Annotated in this window: 13 protein-coding genes and 1 pseudogene; 5 read left to right on the forward strand and 9 right to left on the reverse strand. The window is 64.6% G+C overall.

From position 1 onward, the window contains the following. Positions 1–152 precede the first annotated feature (152 nt). From IVA98_RS12145 to IVA98_RS12160, 4 genes and pseudogenes are all read left to right on the forward strand, one after another. On the forward strand, positions 153–572 hold the full coding sequence (locus tag IVA98_RS12145; RefSeq protein ID WP_247307969.1) for an organic hydroperoxide resistance protein: 420 nt from the start codon (positions 153–155) through the stop codon (positions 570–572). 34 nt (positions 573–606) lie between these two features. After that, complete coding sequence (locus IVA98_RS12150) at positions 607–1,635, forward strand: alpha/beta fold hydrolase (protein ID WP_247335299.1); 1,029 nt, start codon at positions 607–609, stop codon at positions 1,633–1,635. A 71-nt stretch (positions 1,636–1,706) separates the two neighbouring features. Next, a complete protein-coding gene (locus tag IVA98_RS12155) occupies positions 1,707–2,270 on the forward strand; it encodes a cytochrome P460 family protein (protein WP_247307975.1) in 564 nt (187 codons plus the stop codon). Between the two features lies 1 nt (position 2,271). Beyond that, positions 2,272–3,092 (forward strand): annotated as a pseudogene (locus IVA98_RS12160) (SDR family oxidoreductase). Positions 3,093–3,104: 12 nt separating this feature from the next. Here IVA98_RS12160 and IVA98_RS12165 read toward each other — a convergent pair. The 6 genes from IVA98_RS12165 to IVA98_RS12190 all read right to left on the reverse strand — a co-directional run bounded on the left by IVA98_RS12165 (position 3,105) and on the right by IVA98_RS12190 (position 13,277). Next, positions 3,105–6,614, reverse strand: a complete 3,510-nt coding sequence (locus IVA98_RS12165; RefSeq protein WP_247307977.1) for a PAS domain-containing hybrid sensor histidine kinase/response regulator — start codon at positions 6,612–6,614, stop codon at positions 3,105–3,107. Between the two features lie 172 nt (positions 6,615–6,786). Further along, a complete protein-coding gene (hemA, locus tag IVA98_RS12170; protein ID WP_247307979.1) occupies positions 6,787–8,016 on the reverse strand; it encodes a 5-aminolevulinate synthase in 1,230 nt (409 codons plus the stop codon). 339 nt (positions 8,017–8,355) lie between these two features. Continuing rightward, the gene (locus tag IVA98_RS12175; protein WP_247307981.1) at positions 8,356–9,417 is read right to left on the reverse strand and encodes an MBL fold metallo-hydrolase; all 1,062 of its coding nucleotides are present in this window, start codon (positions 9,415–9,417) and stop codon (positions 8,356–8,358) included. 283 nt (positions 9,418–9,700) lie between these two features. Further along, complete coding sequence (locus tag IVA98_RS12180) at positions 9,701–11,842, reverse strand: methyl-accepting chemotaxis protein (protein ID WP_247335293.1); 2,142 nt, start codon at positions 11,840–11,842, stop codon at positions 9,701–9,703. Positions 11,843–12,006: 164 nt separating this feature from the next. Next, the gene (locus IVA98_RS12185) at positions 12,007–12,732 is read right to left on the reverse strand and encodes an outer membrane protein (protein ID WP_247354887.1); all 726 of its coding nucleotides are present in this window, start codon (positions 12,730–12,732) and stop codon (positions 12,007–12,009) included. Positions 12,733–12,956: 224 nt separating this feature from the next. After that, entirely contained in the window at positions 12,957–13,277 is a 321-nt protein-coding gene (locus IVA98_RS12190; protein WP_247281732.1) for a helix-turn-helix domain-containing protein, read from the reverse strand. Positions 13,278–13,461: 184 nt separating this feature from the next. Here IVA98_RS12190 and IVA98_RS12195 point away from each other — a divergent pair, with 184 nt between their 5' ends. Beyond that, positions 13,462–13,746 carry a hypothetical protein gene (locus IVA98_RS12195; protein ID WP_247307991.1) on the forward strand — a complete coding sequence of 95 codons (285 nt, stop codon included), beginning with the start codon at positions 13,462–13,464 and terminating at the stop codon, positions 13,744–13,746. Here the strand turns inward: IVA98_RS12195 and IVA98_RS12200 are convergent. The 3 genes from IVA98_RS12200 to IVA98_RS12210 form a co-directional block, all read right to left on the reverse strand. After that, positions 13,672–14,697 carry an AEC family transporter gene (locus IVA98_RS12200; protein ID WP_247354889.1) on the reverse strand — a complete coding sequence of 342 codons (1,026 nt, stop codon included), beginning with the start codon at positions 14,695–14,697 and terminating at the stop codon, positions 13,672–13,674. The genes IVA98_RS12195 and IVA98_RS12200 overlap by 75 nt on opposite strands. 120 nt (positions 14,698–14,817) lie before the next feature. Continuing rightward, positions 14,818–15,027 carry a hypothetical protein gene (locus IVA98_RS12205; protein ID WP_247281729.1) on the reverse strand — a complete coding sequence of 70 codons (210 nt, stop codon included), beginning with the start codon at positions 15,025–15,027 and terminating at the stop codon, positions 14,818–14,820. Further along, on the reverse strand, positions 15,024–15,197 hold the full coding sequence (locus tag IVA98_RS12210; RefSeq protein WP_247307996.1) for a hypothetical protein: 174 nt from the start codon (positions 15,195–15,197) through the stop codon (positions 15,024–15,026). Before IVA98_RS12210 ends, IVA98_RS12205 begins: the two co-directional genes overlap by 4 nt. Positions 15,198–15,377: the final 180 nt, after the last annotated feature.

Raw genomic sequence — 15,377 nt, forward strand, 5'->3', positions numbered from 1 at the left:
GATCCAGCAAGGCGCCTGCCTGCATCGGCATCAGACCGTGGATGCAGCCCTTGTGAGGCGAGCGAGCTGAGACCTCACAACTTCTCACAACTCCAAACGGGTGTCCTGCAGCAGCCGCTGCTAGTCAGTTGCGCAATGGCAAGGAGGCCTTCATGACGCAGGCGGCAAAACTGCTTTACACGGCGAAGACACACACCAGCGGCGGTCGACACGACGGCATGTCGCGCAGTTCCGACGGTCGGCTTGACGTCAAGCTGTCGCCGCCGGGTAGCGCAGGCATCGGCACCAATCCCGAGCAATTGTTTGCGGCCGGCTGGTCGGCCTGTTTCGAAGGCGCGATGGAGATCGCGGCGCGCAAGCGGAAAATCGATCTTCCCAGGAAATGCGCGATCGATGCGGAGATCGACCTCGTGCTCGACGAGGACGCTTACTCGCTGAGGGCGCGCCTCAATATCAGTCTGCCGGGTCTCGATCGCGAGGTCGCACGCGGCATCATCGATGAAGCGCATCAAACCTGCCCCTATTCCAAGGCCGTCCGTGGCAACATAGACGTCACGGTCGCGCTGATCTGACGCACTATCACCCACCATCAGCAAGGTAGCCACCATGAAGCAGATCATCGACCAACATCGCCGCCAGTTTCTCGGCGTCGCCGCGGGAACCGTTGCCGCCGGTCTCGGCGTGATCGAACTCGCCCGCGCCCAAACGGAAGCGTCGCGATCCCAAGCATCGAACGCGTCCTTCGGTACGATCAAGCAGACCGATGCCGGCGTCCTCAATGTCGGCTATGCGGAGGCGGGTCCCTCCAACGGGCCCGTGGCGATCCTGCTGCACGGCTGGCCCTACGACATTCACGCCTTCGTCGATGTCGCGCCGATCCTGGCAAAGGCCGGCTATCGTGTGATCATCCCTTACCTGCGCGGCTATGGTACGACGCATTTCCTCTCCAGCGAGACGCCGCGCAACGGCGAGCCGGCGGCAATGGCTGCCGATATCATTGCGCTGATGGACAAGCTCGATATCAAGACGGCCGTCGTCGCCGGCTTCGACTGGGGCGCGCGCACCGCGGACGTCATCGCCGCGCTGTGGCCGGACCGCTGCCGGGCATTGGTATCGGTCAGCGGCTATCTGATCTCCAGCCAAGCCGCGGGCAACGCGCCGCTGCCGCCGCAGGCCGAACTGCAATGGTGGTACCAGTTCTATTTCGCGACCGAGCGCGGCCGCGCCGGATACGAGAAGTACACGCATGATTTTGCCAAGCTGATCTGGAAGCTCGCCTCGCCGCAATGGAAGTTCGACGACGCCACCTTCAATCGAAGCGCAGCAGCGCTCGACAACAAGGATCATGTCGCGATCACGATCCACAATTACCGCTGGCGGCTCGGGCTTGCCCATGGCGAGACGAAATACGAGCATCTCGAAAAGAAGCTCGCGGCAGCTCCCGTCATCGACGTGCCAACGATCACGATGGAGGGCGACGCCAACGGCGCGCCGCATCCCGACCCGAGCGCCTATGCCAAGAAGTTCTCAGGCCGATACGAGTTTCGCCTGATCACCGGCGGCGTCGGCCACAATTTGCCGCAGGAAGCACCGCAAGCCTTTGCCAAGGCCGTCATCGACGCCGACCGCGCCTGAGCATTTGTCAGCACCTCGGTCCAGCCAGGCTGGACCAAGGATCGCCCCTCGTTCCAGCTTGATGAAACGTCATGACAACAACCGAACCTGAAAAGAAGAAGTCTCCCTACCCCACGATGGTCGTTCTGGCGGTGGTCCTCCTCGTCGTGCTCCTGACCTGCGTGCCGTATCTCGTCACGGTCGCCTTCGCGGAAGGTCCGGCGGACCGCAGCGCGGCGGACGCCTCGCCGATCTTCGGGGTCACGATTCCGCCGGGCTACAAGCAATGGGAGCTGATCGCGCCGGCCGAAGAGGCGGCGCCGCTCGACGAGCTTCGCGCTGTCGTCGGCAACCAGATCGCGATTGACGCTTACCACACGGGAAAGCTTCCGTTCCCGGACGGCACCGTTCTGGTCAAGCGCGCCTGGAAGCGGAAACAGTCCCCTGAATTTGCGTCCGCGACGATTCCCGGCGCCGCAACTACGGTTCAGGTGATGGTCAAAGACTCCAAGAAATACGCCTCAACCGGCGGCTGGGGTTTTGGTCGCTTCGTCGACGGCAAGGCGGTCGATGAGGCCCAGCACCGCACCTGCTTCTCCTGCCACGAAGCCCGTGCCAAGAGCCGAGACTACGTCTTCACGCGGCTGGCCCCCTGAAATGTCCAAGATCTGGTTCATCAGCGGCGGCTCGCGCGGGCTCGGCCGCTCCATCGTGGAGGCGACGCTCGCGGCGGGAGATCGCGTCGTCGCTTCGGCCCGGGACCCAAAGCCGCTCGAACCGTTGCTTGGGCGCTTCGGCGAAAGGCTTCGGCTTGCAACCCTCGACGTGACCGACGAGGCGGCAGCGCAAGCGGCGCTCGGCCTGGCCGTGGAAGCCTTCGGTGGCGTCGATGTTGTCGTGAACAATGCCGGTTACGGCGATCTCGGATCGGTCGAGGACACGAGCCTGGACTCGTTTCGTCAGCAGATCGAGGTCAACCTGATCGGCACCATCATCGGTACCAAGGCGGCGATCCCCGTCCTGCGCCGGCAAGGCCGCGGGCACATCGTGCAAGTCTCATCCGTTGGCGGGCGCATTGGTGCTCCGGCTCGCGCGGCCTATTCGGCCGCGAAATGGGGGATCGAGGGCTTTTCGGAGTCCTTCGCGAGAGATGGCGCTGATCGGTGTGCAGGTGACAATCGTCGAGCCCGGCGGCTTCCGCACCGGCTTTGCCCAGACCGCGCATGCGACCGGCGAGGGGCGAGCCGAGTACGACCTGGTTGTCGGCGCAGCCGTCAGGATGCAGCGCGATTACGATGGCCGCCAGCCCGGTGACCCGGCCAAGGCTGCAGCACTTGTGCTGAAGCTCGTCGACATGAAGCGTCCACCTCTGCGGATCGCCCTCGGAAGCGACGCGGTGAACGCGATCGCGGCGACGGACAGGCTTCGGCTCGAAGAGCTAGAGAAATGGCGCGCTCAGTGTGTCGACCGACTACTGACCGGCCCCGCATTCATTCCGCCGCGACCATCTGCTGCGTGCGCCACTGACCGAGCAGGGCGCGCAGCGAGGCCGGCTTGACCGGCTTGTTGAGCACCGCGACCTTTTCATCCCGCGCGGCGACCTGCACGGCGGGGCTGCGGTCGGCGGTGATCAGGATCGCGGGGATGCCGTCGCCGAAGCGGCGGCGGATGTCGCGGATGGCGGCAATGCCGTTACCGCGATCGAGATGATAGTCGACGAGCAGGCCGGTGACGCGCCGTCCCGCGGCTTCGATCGCCGCCATCGCGCCCTCGGGATCGGCGACGGCGATAACCTCGGCGTCCCACGCTTTCAGCAGCGTGCGCATGCCGTCGAGGATCGCCGCATCGTTCTCGATGCAGACGATCAGTGCGCCCGAGATCGGCGTGCGTGCCAGCGGCGTCGCGCTGGTCACCGCCGCCGTGTGGGTGATCGCCTTCGCCGTCGGCACCGTCACGGAGAATACCGAGCCGCCGCTTGCATTGCTCTCGATGGCGATGCCGTGCTTGAGCACGCGGGCCAGCCGCTCGACGATCGAGAGCCCCAGGCCAAGGCCGCGTGCGATTCGCGCCCCCTGCTCGAGGCGATGGAATTCTTTGAAGATCTCGCCGCGCTTGACCGGCGGGATGCCGACGCCGGTATCGTAGACGCAGATCTTGAGCGAGGCGCCGTGACGACGGCAGCCGACCAGCACGCGGCCTCGGGGGGTGTACTTGATCGCGTTGGAGATCAGATTCTGGAGCAGGCGCCGCAGCAGCAGCCGATCCGACTCAACGGGCAACGAGCAGGGCACGAAGGCAAGCTCCAGGCCCTTGGCGCGCGCGATCGGCGCGAACTCGATCTCCAGCGAGCGCATCAGATCGGCCATCTTGAAGCTCGTGATCGAGGTCGTCATCGCGCCGGCGTCGAGCCTGGAGATGTCGAGCAGCGCGCCGAGGATCTCCTCGATGGCCTGAAGCGACTCGTCGATGTTCTCGACCAGCCGGGTCTCCTCGCCATTGTGCTGGCGCTCGACAAGGCTGGTGACGTAGAGCCGCGCCGCGTTCAACGGCTGGAGAATGTCGTGGCTGGCGGCGGCGAGGAAGCGCGTCTTGGAGATGCTGGCGTCCTCCGCCGTGCTCTTGGCCAGCGCCAGCTCCGAGTTCAGCCGCGTCAGCTCCTCCGTGCGGTCGCGGACGCGCTTTTCCAGCGTCGCATTGGCGCGCTCCAGCGCTTCCGCCGCCTCGAAGGTGGGCGTGACGTCGGTGAAGGTGATGACGAAGCCGCCGCCGGGCATGCGGTTGGTGAGCACCTCGATCACCATGTGGCGTTCCGGCAGGCGTTCGAGATAGGGCTCGCTGTCGGTGGTGTAGGCGGCCAGCCGCCGCTCCAGCATGGCCTCGCGCTCGACCGGGTCGTCCGGATCGCTGACGCCGATGAACTCCAGGATTTCGCGAAGCGGAGTGCCGAACTGAATGAAATGCGGAGGAACGTTGAGGAGATCGCCGAACTGCCGGTTGGAGCAGATCAGTTGCAGATCGGCGTCGAAGACCGCGATGCCCTGGCGTACATGGTTGAGCGCGGTCTGAAGGATCTCGCGGTTGAAGTGCAGCGCTGCATGGGAATCGTCGAGCAGTTTCAGCGCGGCCTTCGCCGAGACCGTCCGCTTGCGCAGCAGGAGCGACATCACGAGCCGCGAGGACGCGGCTCCAATCGACGAGGCGATCAGGTGCTCGGCATGCTGCAACAGCTCGAAATCGGCGGGCGCTCCGGGTTCGAGCCGGACATTGCGCCGCGCCGAGAAAGCCTCAAACGAATGGCGGGCGCGGTCGGGCCCGAGATATTGCGCGACCGTGGTCTGGATGTCCTGCACGGTGACGGTGGTGCGCCAGCGGCGCAAGCTCGGGGAGATCGGCGCGAGCGTGTTGGGGACAAACAGATCGGCCTGCACCAGCTCGATCGAAGATGGCCGGCGCGCGAGCGAGAGCAGCACATAGGTGAGAATATTGAGCGACAGCGACCAGATGACGCCATGCATCAGCGGCGGCAGGTCGGCGCCGAACAGCGCCTGTGGCCGCAGCGCCTCGATTCCGAACGGGCCGTGCTGGAGCAGCAGGATTCCCGTCGTCGAGGAATCCATGAAGCTCGGAACGAACAGGGTGTAGAGCCACACCACGAAGCCGACCAGCATCCCGCCGATCGCACCGCGCGCCGTCGCCCGTCGCCACAGCAGCCCGCCGAAGAAGCTTGGTGCAAGCTGGGCGATGGCGGCAAAGGACAACAGGCCGATCGCTGCGAGCTGGGTGTTGCCGAGCGCGCGATAGTAGAAATAGGCCATCACCATGATGGCGAAGATCGCAAGTCGCCGCGAGCGCAGCAGGAAATCGCTGAAATCGGCGCCGCCGGTGCGTCCCTCCGGCCGACGTTGCAGCACCAAGGGCACCACGAGGTCGTTCGAGACCATGATGGAGAGCGCGACGCACTCGACGATCACCATCGCGGTCGCCGCCGACAGGCCCCCGACGAAGACGGCGACGCTGAGCAGATCCGCGCCGCCCTCCATCGGCAGGGCCAGGACGTACATGTCGGGGTCGGCGGCGCCGAACGGGAAGGTCACGAGGCCGGCAATCGCGATCGGGATCACGAACAGATTGATGGCGACGAGATAGAGCGGGAATAGCCAGCGCGCGCGGCCGACTTCGGCGTCGGACGAATTTTCGACGACGCTGACGTGGAACTGGCGCGGCAGCAGCATGATCGCGCACAGCGACAGCAGCGTCATAGTCAGGAAGTTGCCGATCGACGGCGAGTAGTTGATGGCGCGCACCGCCTCCGGCGTCTTCATGGCGCGCTCGATCAGTTCCTGCGGCGAGAACATCCAGAAGGTGACGAAGATGCCGGCGGCGAGGAAGGCGACCAGCTTGATGATGGATTCGGTCGCGACCGCCAGCATCAGGCCGTGCTGATGCTCGGTGGCGTCGGTCTGGCGGGTGCCGAACAGCACGGCGAAGGCCGCCATCGCCAGCGTCACCATCAGCGCCATGTCGCCGAGGATCGGGATGTGGGAGAAGGCCTGGTCCTCGCTCAGGATCGTGCCGAGCGATGAGGCGACCGCCTTGAGCTGCAGCGCGATGTAAGGCACCGAGCCGATGATGGCAATCAGCGCCACGGTGGCTGCCACCGCTTGGCTCTTGCCGTAGCGCGCGCCGATGAAGTCGGCGATCGAGGTGATGTTGTGGGCTTTGGCGAGCTGGATGACGCGCCGGAGCACGCCGGCGCCCAGTCCGATCATCAGGATCGGGCCGACATAGATCGCCAGGAAGTCGGTCGAGGTTCGGGTGGCGAAGCCGACCGAGCCGAAGAAGGTCCAGGAGGTGCAGTAGATCGCCATCGACAGCGGGTAGATCAGCCCGGAGGCGCGGCCGGGCCCGGCCGGCGAGCGACGGTCGCCATGGCTCGCCACCAGGAACAGAAAGCCGATGTAGCCGAAGGCGGCGGCGATCACGCCCCAGTCGTGCAGCATGGCGAGCGCGCTTCTCCCTGGGCGCTGGCAGCGCCCGATCTCATTTTCCTAGCAAATCTAGCGCGTTGCGCGGTCGCAAGCGACAGCGAAATGCCCGGTGGAGCCCGGAACTGGAGTTGTCGTTAAGGTGCTTGCGGCAGGGCTCCCCTTCAGGGGAGGGTGGAAGCGAAGCCTACTCCGCCGCCAGCGGCTTTTGGCGCAGCGGCAGGCCCAGGCGGTCCCACACTTGCAGCAGGGCTTCGGCGAGCTGATCGATCAGACCGTCGTCGTGATAGGGCGAGGGCGTGATGCGCAGCCGTTCGGTGCCTTTGGCGACGGTCGGATAGTTGATCGGCTGGATGTAGATGCCGTGCTCCTCGAGCAGAAGGTCGGAGGCCTGCTTGCACTTCTCGGGATCGCCGACGAACAGCGGCACGATATGGGTGTCGCTCGACATCACCGGCAGGCCGGCGGCATTGAGGATCGCCTTGACGCGGGCGGCGCGGTCCTGGTGGCGCTCACGCTCCCAATTCGAGGTCTTCAGGTGCTTGATCGCGGCGGTCGCGGCCGAGCAGATCGCCGGCGGTAGCGCGGTGGTGAAGATGAAGCCCGGCGCATAGGAGCGCACGGCGTCGATGATCTGACCGTTGGCGGCGATGTAGCCGCCGAGGCAGCCGAAAGCTTTCGCCAGCGTGCCTTCGAGGATGTCGATGCGATGCATGACGCCGTCACGCTCGGCAATGCCGCCGCCGCGCGGGCCGTACATGCCGACCGCGTGGACCTCGTCGACATAGGTGATCGCGCCATACTTTTCAGCGAGGTCGCAGATCTTGGCGAGCGGGGCGATGTCGCCATCCATCGAATAAAGGCTCTCGCAGGCGATCAGTTTCGGCCGATTCGGGCCGGCCACTTTCAGCAGCTCTTCAAGATGGGCAAGGTCGTTGTGGTGGAACACAACCCGCTCACAGCCGGACTGCCGGATGCCCTCAATCATCGAATTGTGGTTGAGCTCGTCCGACAGGATCAGGCAGTTCGGAATGAGTTTTGCGATGGTGGCGATGCCGGTCTGGTTCGAGACGTACCCCGAGGTGAACAGAAGTGCGGCTTCCTTGCCATGGAGGTCGGCCAGCTCGGCCTCGAGCTGGACCAGCGGATGATGCGTGCCGGCGATGTTGCGGGTGCCGCCGGCCCCGGTGCCGACGCGGGTTGCGGTCTCGACCATGGCGCCGACCACCTTCGGGTGCTGACCCATGCCGAGATAATCGTTGGAGCACCAGATCACGACGTCGCGTTTGCCCTTCGGCGAATGCCAGACCGCGTGTGGGAACCGGCCGGCCGTGCGCTCGAGGTCGGCGAACACGCGGTACCGCCGCTCGGTGTGAAGACGGTCGAGGGCGGAACTGAAGAACTCGTTGTAATCCATCGGCAAACCTGCAGCGGAACCCGGCCCAAGGCGGCCGTTCAATTTTTAGAGCTTTTCCAGCTCCGATGTCCATGCACCTGCTCACATTTGCGGCAAGGCGGAGCGTGCCAATTGATAACGCCGGCCCAGCCGCGATTGTTGATTTGGATCAAGTGCCTAGCGCACGCGGGCGGCCGGGACCGGATTGTCGGGAAGGTGTGGCTGCCGTGGACATTTTGTCCATGGTGCACGCTCCTGTATCATTGCGGAGCCGGCCGCGCCGACGCCATCGCCTCAAGCTGCGCTTCAATTCGGCGTCTCCCCGCAAGCGGGGTGCAGGCGGGGAGAGGCGAAGGCAACTCAGGTCGTCCTGAACTGCAACACGCCGTCTTGCGTCTCCGCCCTCAGCCGGCCCTCGACGATCATGTAGTTGACGTGGGCGACCAGTTCGCCGGCGGCAAAGCCCATCTGATGCTCGTCCAGCACATGCTTGTTGAACACGACGGGCACCAAGGCGCGCGAGGTTTGCGGCACCTCGCGGCAGGCTTCCGCGATCAGGCGGCAGCGCTCCTCGTGATGGTCGGCGAGCTGTTTGATGCGGGTCTTCAAGCCGTAAAACGGCACGCCGTGGCCAGGCAGCACCAGCACGTCGTAGGGGAGCGTCGTGGTGAGGCTGGCGAGCGAGGCCAGATATTCGCCGAGCGAGTTCTGGTCGGGCTCGACCGCCCAGACGCTGACATTCGGCGAGATCTTGCTCAGCACCTGGTCGGCGGAGAGGAACAGCTTGTCGTCGGCGCAATACAGCATCACCTGGTCGAGCGCGTGCCCGCCGCCGGTGATCACCTTGAAACGGCGTGAACCGATCACGACGTCGTCGCCATGGGAGATGCGGCGGTAGGACGGCGGCAGCACGGAGACGCGCTTGAGATAATCCTGACCGCGGCCGAGCAGTTTCTCGGTGAGCGATTCGTCCATGCCATGGCGGCGGAAGAACAGCCGCTGCGCCTCGCGTCGCTCCTCGGTGCCGCGGTTCTGGTGATAGACTGATTGCAGATATTCGACCTGCGACATCACCAGCGGGCAGTTGAACCGTTCGACGATCCACCCGGCGAGACCGACATGATCGGGGTGCGAGTGGGTGACGATCAGCCGCGTGATGTTGACGCCTTTCAGCGGGCCCTCGAACAGCTTTGTCCAGGCCTCGATCGTCTCCTGGTTGCCGAAGCCGGCATCGATCATGGCATAGCCGTCGACGTCGGCGAGCAGGTAGATGTTCACGTGATTGAGGCGGAACGGCAGTTTCAGCCGCGCCCACAGCACACCGGGCCGCACCTCAACCACCTCTTCGGGGCCGGGATGCTGTTCCCAGGGGTAGCGCAAGGCCTCGGCCGAGGACTGCGCGGTGTCGGTTTTCGAATTCATGCTACCGGCTTAAACCCGCGGCGCGCGGGGCGCCAGCCGAAAAGGATGGGAGTCGACCGTCGCATGGCCGTCATACCGGTGGTTTTCCGTGATGTGGGACGCTCGTGCTCCGAACTCGGTCACCTCTCCCGCTTGCGGGGGAGGTCGGCGCGTAGCGCCGGGTGGGGGCTCTCTCCGCACGGGGATATTCTCGACACGCGGCGACAACCCCGTTGCGAAGATACCCTCTCCCCAGCCCTCTCCCGCAAGTGGGAGAGGGAGCGCAGCCCCGAGCCGCAGGCGTCTACGCCGCGCGCATGTTGTTGAGGAACGCGTCGATCTCCCCGCGCAGCATGTCGGCCTCGCGGCGCAGTGCATCGGAGGCGTTCAGCACTTCGCCTGCCGCAGCGCCGGCCTCGGCAGACGCCGTGGAGACGCCGACGATGTTGCTGGAGACCTCGCTGGTGCCGCCGGCGGCGTGCTGGATGTTGCGGGCGATCTCGCGGGTAGCGGCGCCCTGTTGCTCGACCGCAGCCGCAATCGTCGTGGTGACGTCGTTGATCTCGCCGATGATCCGGCCGATGCCCTGGATGGCACCGACCGCCGAGGTCGTTATCTCCTGCATGCTGGCGATCTGGGTGCGGATTTCTTCCGTCGCCTTGGCGGTCTGGCTCGCAAGGCTCTTGACCTCGGACGCGACCACTGCGAAGCCGCGGCCAGCCTCGCCCGCGCGTGCCGCCTCGATGGTGGCGTTGAGGGCGAGCAGGTTGGTCTGCGAGGCGATGGTCTGGATCAGATCGACGACGACGCTGATGCGGCTCGCGCTGTCGGCGAGACTCTGCACCGTCGCGTCAGTGGCGCCGGCCTCGTCGACCGCCTTCTTGGCGATCTCCGCCGAGGTCACCACTTGACGGCTGATCTCGGCGATCGAGGACGACAGCTGCTCGGTGCCGGCTGAGACCGTCTGCACATTGACCGAGGTTTCCTCCGCGGCGGAGGCGACCGCGTTCACCAGCGCGTTGGACTGGTCGGCGGTATTCGACATGCTCTGCGCCGTCGATTGCATCGAATTGGCCGATTGCGCGAGATTGTCGAGCGCGGAGCGCACCGTGCTTTCAAACTCGGCGATCTTCGCCTCCATGCGCGCGGCACGTTCGGCTTTCGCGGCACGATCCTTGTCCTGCTCGCTGGCCAGCGACCGGGCTTCGATCATGCTGTCGCGGAACACGTGAAGCGTATCGGTCATCGCGCCGATCTCGTCATTGTGCTTCGCGCGTGCGATCTCGGTTTCGAGATCGCCGGCCGAGAGCAGCTGCATGGCGCGCTGCAGGCCGCTGATGCGGCGGAGGATGTTGCGGCCGACATAGAGCCAGACGAACAGCGCCGAGCCGACCAGCATCATGGCGCCCAGAGCTAGCATCGCGGTCGTAGCGAGCGAAATCTCCTGCTGCGCCTGGAAGGTCGACGTGTTGGTCTCTTTCTGCACGGCGTCGACGAGCTGCTGCACGCTGATGCCGAGGCCGACATTGAGCTTGCGGGTCTCGTCCAGGATGGTCTGGCCGTAATCGACGGAATCGAGCTCCTTCTCGCGCAAATTGAATACGCCGGTCCTGCCGGTGCCGAGCGCGAGCAGCTTTTCTGCCGTCTCGCGCAGCATCTTGTTGCCCTGATTGTCTGGCAACAGATCGAGGTTGGACCGCAGGCGCCCCTGTGCCGTCTTGAATTCCTTCTGGATGTCGTCGAGCTTGTCGCTCGTGTTCGCCGAGAGCGCCGCGCTCATATCGGCGGCTGCGAGATTGCCGCTGGCGACGACGTTGCCGAGCTGGCCGACGGTCTGCGCGGCGTCGGTGGCATCTGCAGCGGACAGGTCGGCAGAGCCGAGAATGGCGTTGACTCGGGTCTGCGCGTCCAGCATCGCCGGACTGGCCGCGCCGACGAACGCGCCCTGCGCGTTGCGTAGCGCGTCATATTGCTTGTCATGCAGGGCCGCAATGTCCAGCCGTTCGCGGGCAGCCTTGGCCAGGCTCTGGGCCGCTTCGTTGATGCTCTTCATCGTCTCGCTGAGACCAGAGACGACGGCCTTGTCGCCGCCGAGCTCGATGATCTCGTTGAGTTTCTGCTGCGTCTGCTCCTGCAATTCCTTCAGCTTCTTGGTGCGCTCGTTCAGGGCGTCCTCGGTTTGAGCCGCAAGCAGGGCAGGTCCCTGTGCCGCAAGGCTGGCGCTCAAGGCCGACAATTGCAGGCTCGCGGCAAGGCGCGGAATGTCCCGTCCGCTCAGTTCAGTCATGCGCCCGCCGAGTTTCTGCAGCGCCAGGCCGGCGCCGGCCGAAATCACGAGGCCCATGCCGGCGATCACTGCGAAGGCCGCGAACAGGCTGCCGCGCACGCCCCATTTCGGCAGTTTGAAACGCGGCTTGAATCGGCCGAGACTGAAACGGATCGCCATCGAAATTCCCCCACGCCCTTGCTTCTGTTTTGTGGCCGGGAGTATCGGGCACGCCGGTTAAAAAATCGCAATCTGTGCAATCGGTTGCGCGCGTTCCGCAGGGCGAAAAAAAGAAGGGCCGGCAACATCGCCGGCCCTTCGTGATGATAACGTTTTGCTAACGCTCAGTAGCGCGCGACGGCCGGGCTGGCCCAGTTGAAGCGGTAGTTGATCCCCGCCTTGACGGTGTGGTCGTCGGTGGTGAAGTTGCCGGTGCCGACCAGCGGGCCCGCGGTGAAGTGCGCGTCGCCGAAATTGTAGTACTGGTACTCGGCCTTGGCCGACCAGTTCGGTGCGAACATGTATTCGAGGCCGGCGCCGACGGTGTAGCCGTTGCGGTGATCGCCATCGATGATGAAGCCGGACGGTACGCCGCCGACCATCACTCTCTCGTTGTTGTCCGAATAGGCATAGCCGCCCTTCACATAGAGGAGGCCCGGACCCCAGGTGTAGCCGACCCGGCCGGTGATCGAGCCGAGCCCGCGCTGGTCGTTGGTGTAGGCGATGCCGCCCGGGAACACCGCGCCGACGCTGCCGGAGAGCCAGGAATACTGGCCTTCGACGCCGACCACGAAGTTCGGGTTGAACTGCCAGTCCGCACCGACCTGCACACCGCCGAGGAAACGGCCGTTGCCATTGTTCCCCGTGGAGAGACCGTTTAAATTGTTGTCGCTGGAGAACGCGCCGCCGACATGGCCGCCGATGTAGAAACCGGTCCAGTTGTAGATCGGTGCCGCATAGGCCGGCGCGGGTGCCTTGTAGTAGTTGCGGTTACCGAGATCGGCCCCCACGGCCGGCGCGGCCGCGCCCAGCACGAGCAGCGCAACGGTCGCAAACAGAATCTTCTTCATCGTCTTGAACTCCAACACGTAAGGTCCCCGGCAGGCGCGCTTTCGCGCCGTCGTTGGTTTTGCAGATAGCTCGCTTTTGACGAAAATGCTGTCACATGCGTGACACAGCGGGCCCCAACCTAACCTATTGGGCCCCAAATGATTTTCGTGCTTAATGGCGGCTTAAGAAATGCTGAAGGAAGGCTTAACTTCGCCCGTCGCCGGTAACTTGCGGGCGCCTCCTCTTAACCAAGACGTCGCCGCGCCTCGTCGCGCATCTGCGCGCGAAAGGCCGCGCGCTTTGCCGGGCGGTCTTCCTCGCGCACGTCGTGACGATCGAAGATGTCGAACTTTTCCAGGATCGGATACCGCTCGCTCGCCATCGCGAGCACGCGCAGCACCTTGGTCGCCGCCGGTGTCGGGCCGCTGACCTCCCAGCGCCTTATCGTCTCGGCGCCGCCTTTCTCCGGCAGCCCGCATAGCCTGGCCATGTCGGCCGCGGTGAGCTTGCGCTCAAGGGCGTCGGAGAGGTCGTTGCGGAGTTGCTTCAGTTCGGCGCCGGTCATGCTGCTTGCGTCCAGGAAAGTCACTGAAGCCAATGCACTAGCGCTGATTCGGGTTCATCCGAAGGCGGCGAGCGCGCAGCCCCCGGCACGTTCGCGCGCGCACGGAGTTATGAACGCAGACCTATGGAAATTTTCCGATGAATGAACACTTGGCATACCGGGCACGGGGCGAAAGGATCAGGCCATGACAACCATCAAACTCGCCATTGCCGCACTCGTCACTGCCGGGCTGCTTGCCGTGCCCTTTGCGGCCGAAGCGAAGAAAGCCCGGTCGAGCCGACATTACAGCACCGGTGTGGTGGCGCCGACCAATAGCGGTGCCGGAACGCCGTCAGCGCAGCCGAGCGCGTCCTATGGGTCGTCCGGACAGACGGTCGGCACCGTCACGGCGCCGTCAGTCGGCTCGTACAATTGGCCCTCGGTCGGCGTGACCAACTCGGTCCCCACCTGGAGCAACACCACGAGATAGACCGATGCCGGTCAGCGGGGCGCCAATCGCGAGGCCGGAGAGCAGATAGAGCGCGACCAGCAACGTTGCGATGGACAGCATCGTCGTGATCGAGACCGTGGCCGCAACCAGCTTCTCCTCGACCTTGTGCTCATGCGCGAGGACGTACACGGTTTTCGCCGTCGGCACGGCCGCGCAGACGACGGCGGCGACCGTGTAGAGAGGATCGAGGCCCAAGATCACGCAGAGTCCGTAGACGATCAGAGGCATGATCACCAGTTTCACCGCCGCGAGCGCAAACGATGCCTTCAGGTTGGATCGCAGGCCCTCGACGGACAAACCAAGCCCGATGGCAAACAGCGCGCAAGGCGTGAGCGCTGCAGCGATCATGTTCAGATAGGTCGCGACCGGCGCCGGAATCGGCAAGCCCGTGATCGCCCACACCAGCCCAATGAGCTTCGACAGCACCATCGGGTTGAGCAGGATCTGCTTTGCCAGTCCCGTGGGATGCGCGGGCTGGTGCGGGTCGCGTCCTTTCAGGAGGATGACCGTGATCGGAAACATTACGGCGGCCACGAACACTGTCGCTACTGCGGCGGGCAGGACGGCGGGCTGGCCGTAGATCGCGTGCAGGATCGGCAGCGCGACAAACCCGGTATTGGTCATTGCCGCCGCCATCCCATGAATGGTGCTGCTGGCGATATCGTGCTTGCCACCCGCGCGGACTGCCAGAAACACCAGCCCGAAGCAGATCAGTGAACCGCCGCCGAATGCGAGCAGGAAGCGCCATTCCAGCAGGTTGCGGGCCGGCTCCCGCGCGATCGTGACGATCAGCAGCGCCGGCATCGCCACGTTGTAAGCAAAGTGCACCAGCGCATCGGCAAGCGAGCGGGAGAGATAGCCGAACTCGCCTGCGAGCCAGCCGGTGACGATGATCGCGAATACGGGAAGAACGAGGCTGGCGACCTCCATCCGGCTTCCCCTCATTGACGAACGGCGGCGAGGTTAGCCCAGCGATGGATTGTCGTCACTGCGGGATTTAATGGAGCCGTCCCGGGTGATCGTCAATCGCAAAGGACGAAATCTTCCTCGTTAGATTCCCCTCCGGTCCTGCTTCCCAATTACGCAACGCCATGCCGCCAGGCGCTCAGCCGGATGCTGGTTCATCCATTCCGCAAGCTGCGGGGCGCCCATCAGGCAGGACTGCACCGAGACCTGAGCAAAGTCCGAGCTGGTGACAATCTGCTCGTGGCAATTGGTCGGGGAGGAGAGACTGCAAAGCACGGCAATGATCTTGATCACGAGAGGTTATCCCTGTCGCCGCCGCTGATCGTGCGGCCCGTTGCTTTATCCTGCCCATCACTGACCGGATCGGATGGCGGAAAGATGCTGTCGTAGATTGCGCGTGCCTCCTGAATGAGGCGCGCGCGCTCGCGCTCGGATCTTGAGACAAATCGAATAATTTCGCCCATGTTGGCTCCGAATATCAGTGGGGCAAGCAGGTCATGAGATGACGATGATCATCCTAATCGCATCTATGGCGTCCCCTCGGCTTTGAAACGGCGTCCCGTTCACGACGGAATAAAAAACCTGTGACCGCGCGGGCATCCCAACGCCGGGGTGTTCTTGCGCCAGGTACGGGGGCCGTTCAC

The sequence above is a fragment of the Bradyrhizobium sp. 160 genome (assembly GCF_023073735.1).
Taxonomy (GTDB): Bacteria; Pseudomonadota; Alphaproteobacteria; order Rhizobiales; family Xanthobacteraceae; genus Bradyrhizobium.

Coding starts and splice junctions, on each gene's coding strand:
- IVA98_RS12145 (WP_247307969.1), top strand. CDS start 153: ATGACGCAGGCGGCAAAACTGCTTTACACGGCGAAGACACACACCAGC.
- IVA98_RS12150 (WP_247335299.1), top strand. CDS start 607: ATGAAGCAGATCATCGACCAACATCGCCGCCAGTTTCTCGGCGTCGCC.
- IVA98_RS12155 (WP_247307975.1), top strand. CDS start 1,707: ATGACAACAACCGAACCTGAAAAGAAGAAGTCTCCCTACCCCACGATG.
- IVA98_RS12165 (WP_247307977.1), bottom strand. CDS start 6,614: ATGCTGCACGACTGGGGCGTGATCGCCGCCGCCTTCGGCTACATCGGC.
- hemA (WP_247307979.1), bottom strand. CDS start 8,016: ATGGATTACAACGAGTTCTTCAGTTCCGCCCTCGACCGTCTTCACACC.
- IVA98_RS12175 (WP_247307981.1), bottom strand. CDS start 9,417: ATGAATTCGAAAACCGACACCGCGCAGTCCTCGGCCGAGGCCTTGCGC.
- IVA98_RS12180 (WP_247335293.1), bottom strand. CDS start 11,842: ATGGCGATCCGTTTCAGTCTCGGCCGATTCAAGCCGCGTTTCAAACTG.
- IVA98_RS12185 (WP_247354887.1), bottom strand. CDS start 12,732: ATGAAGAAGATTCTGTTTGCGACCGTTGCGCTGCTCGTGCTGGGCGCG.
- IVA98_RS12190 (WP_247281732.1), bottom strand. CDS start 13,277: ATGACCGGCGCCGAACTGAAGCAACTCCGCAACGACCTCTCCGACGCC.
- IVA98_RS12195 (WP_247307991.1), top strand. CDS start 13,462: ATGACAACCATCAAACTCGCCATTGCCGCACTCGTCACTGCCGGGCTG.
- IVA98_RS12200 (WP_247354889.1), bottom strand. CDS start 14,697: ATGGAGGTCGCCAGCCTCGTTCTTCCCGTATTCGCGATCATCGTCACC.
- IVA98_RS12210 (WP_247307996.1), bottom strand. CDS start 15,197: ATGGGCGAAATTATTCGATTTGTCTCAAGATCCGAGCGCGAGCGCGCG.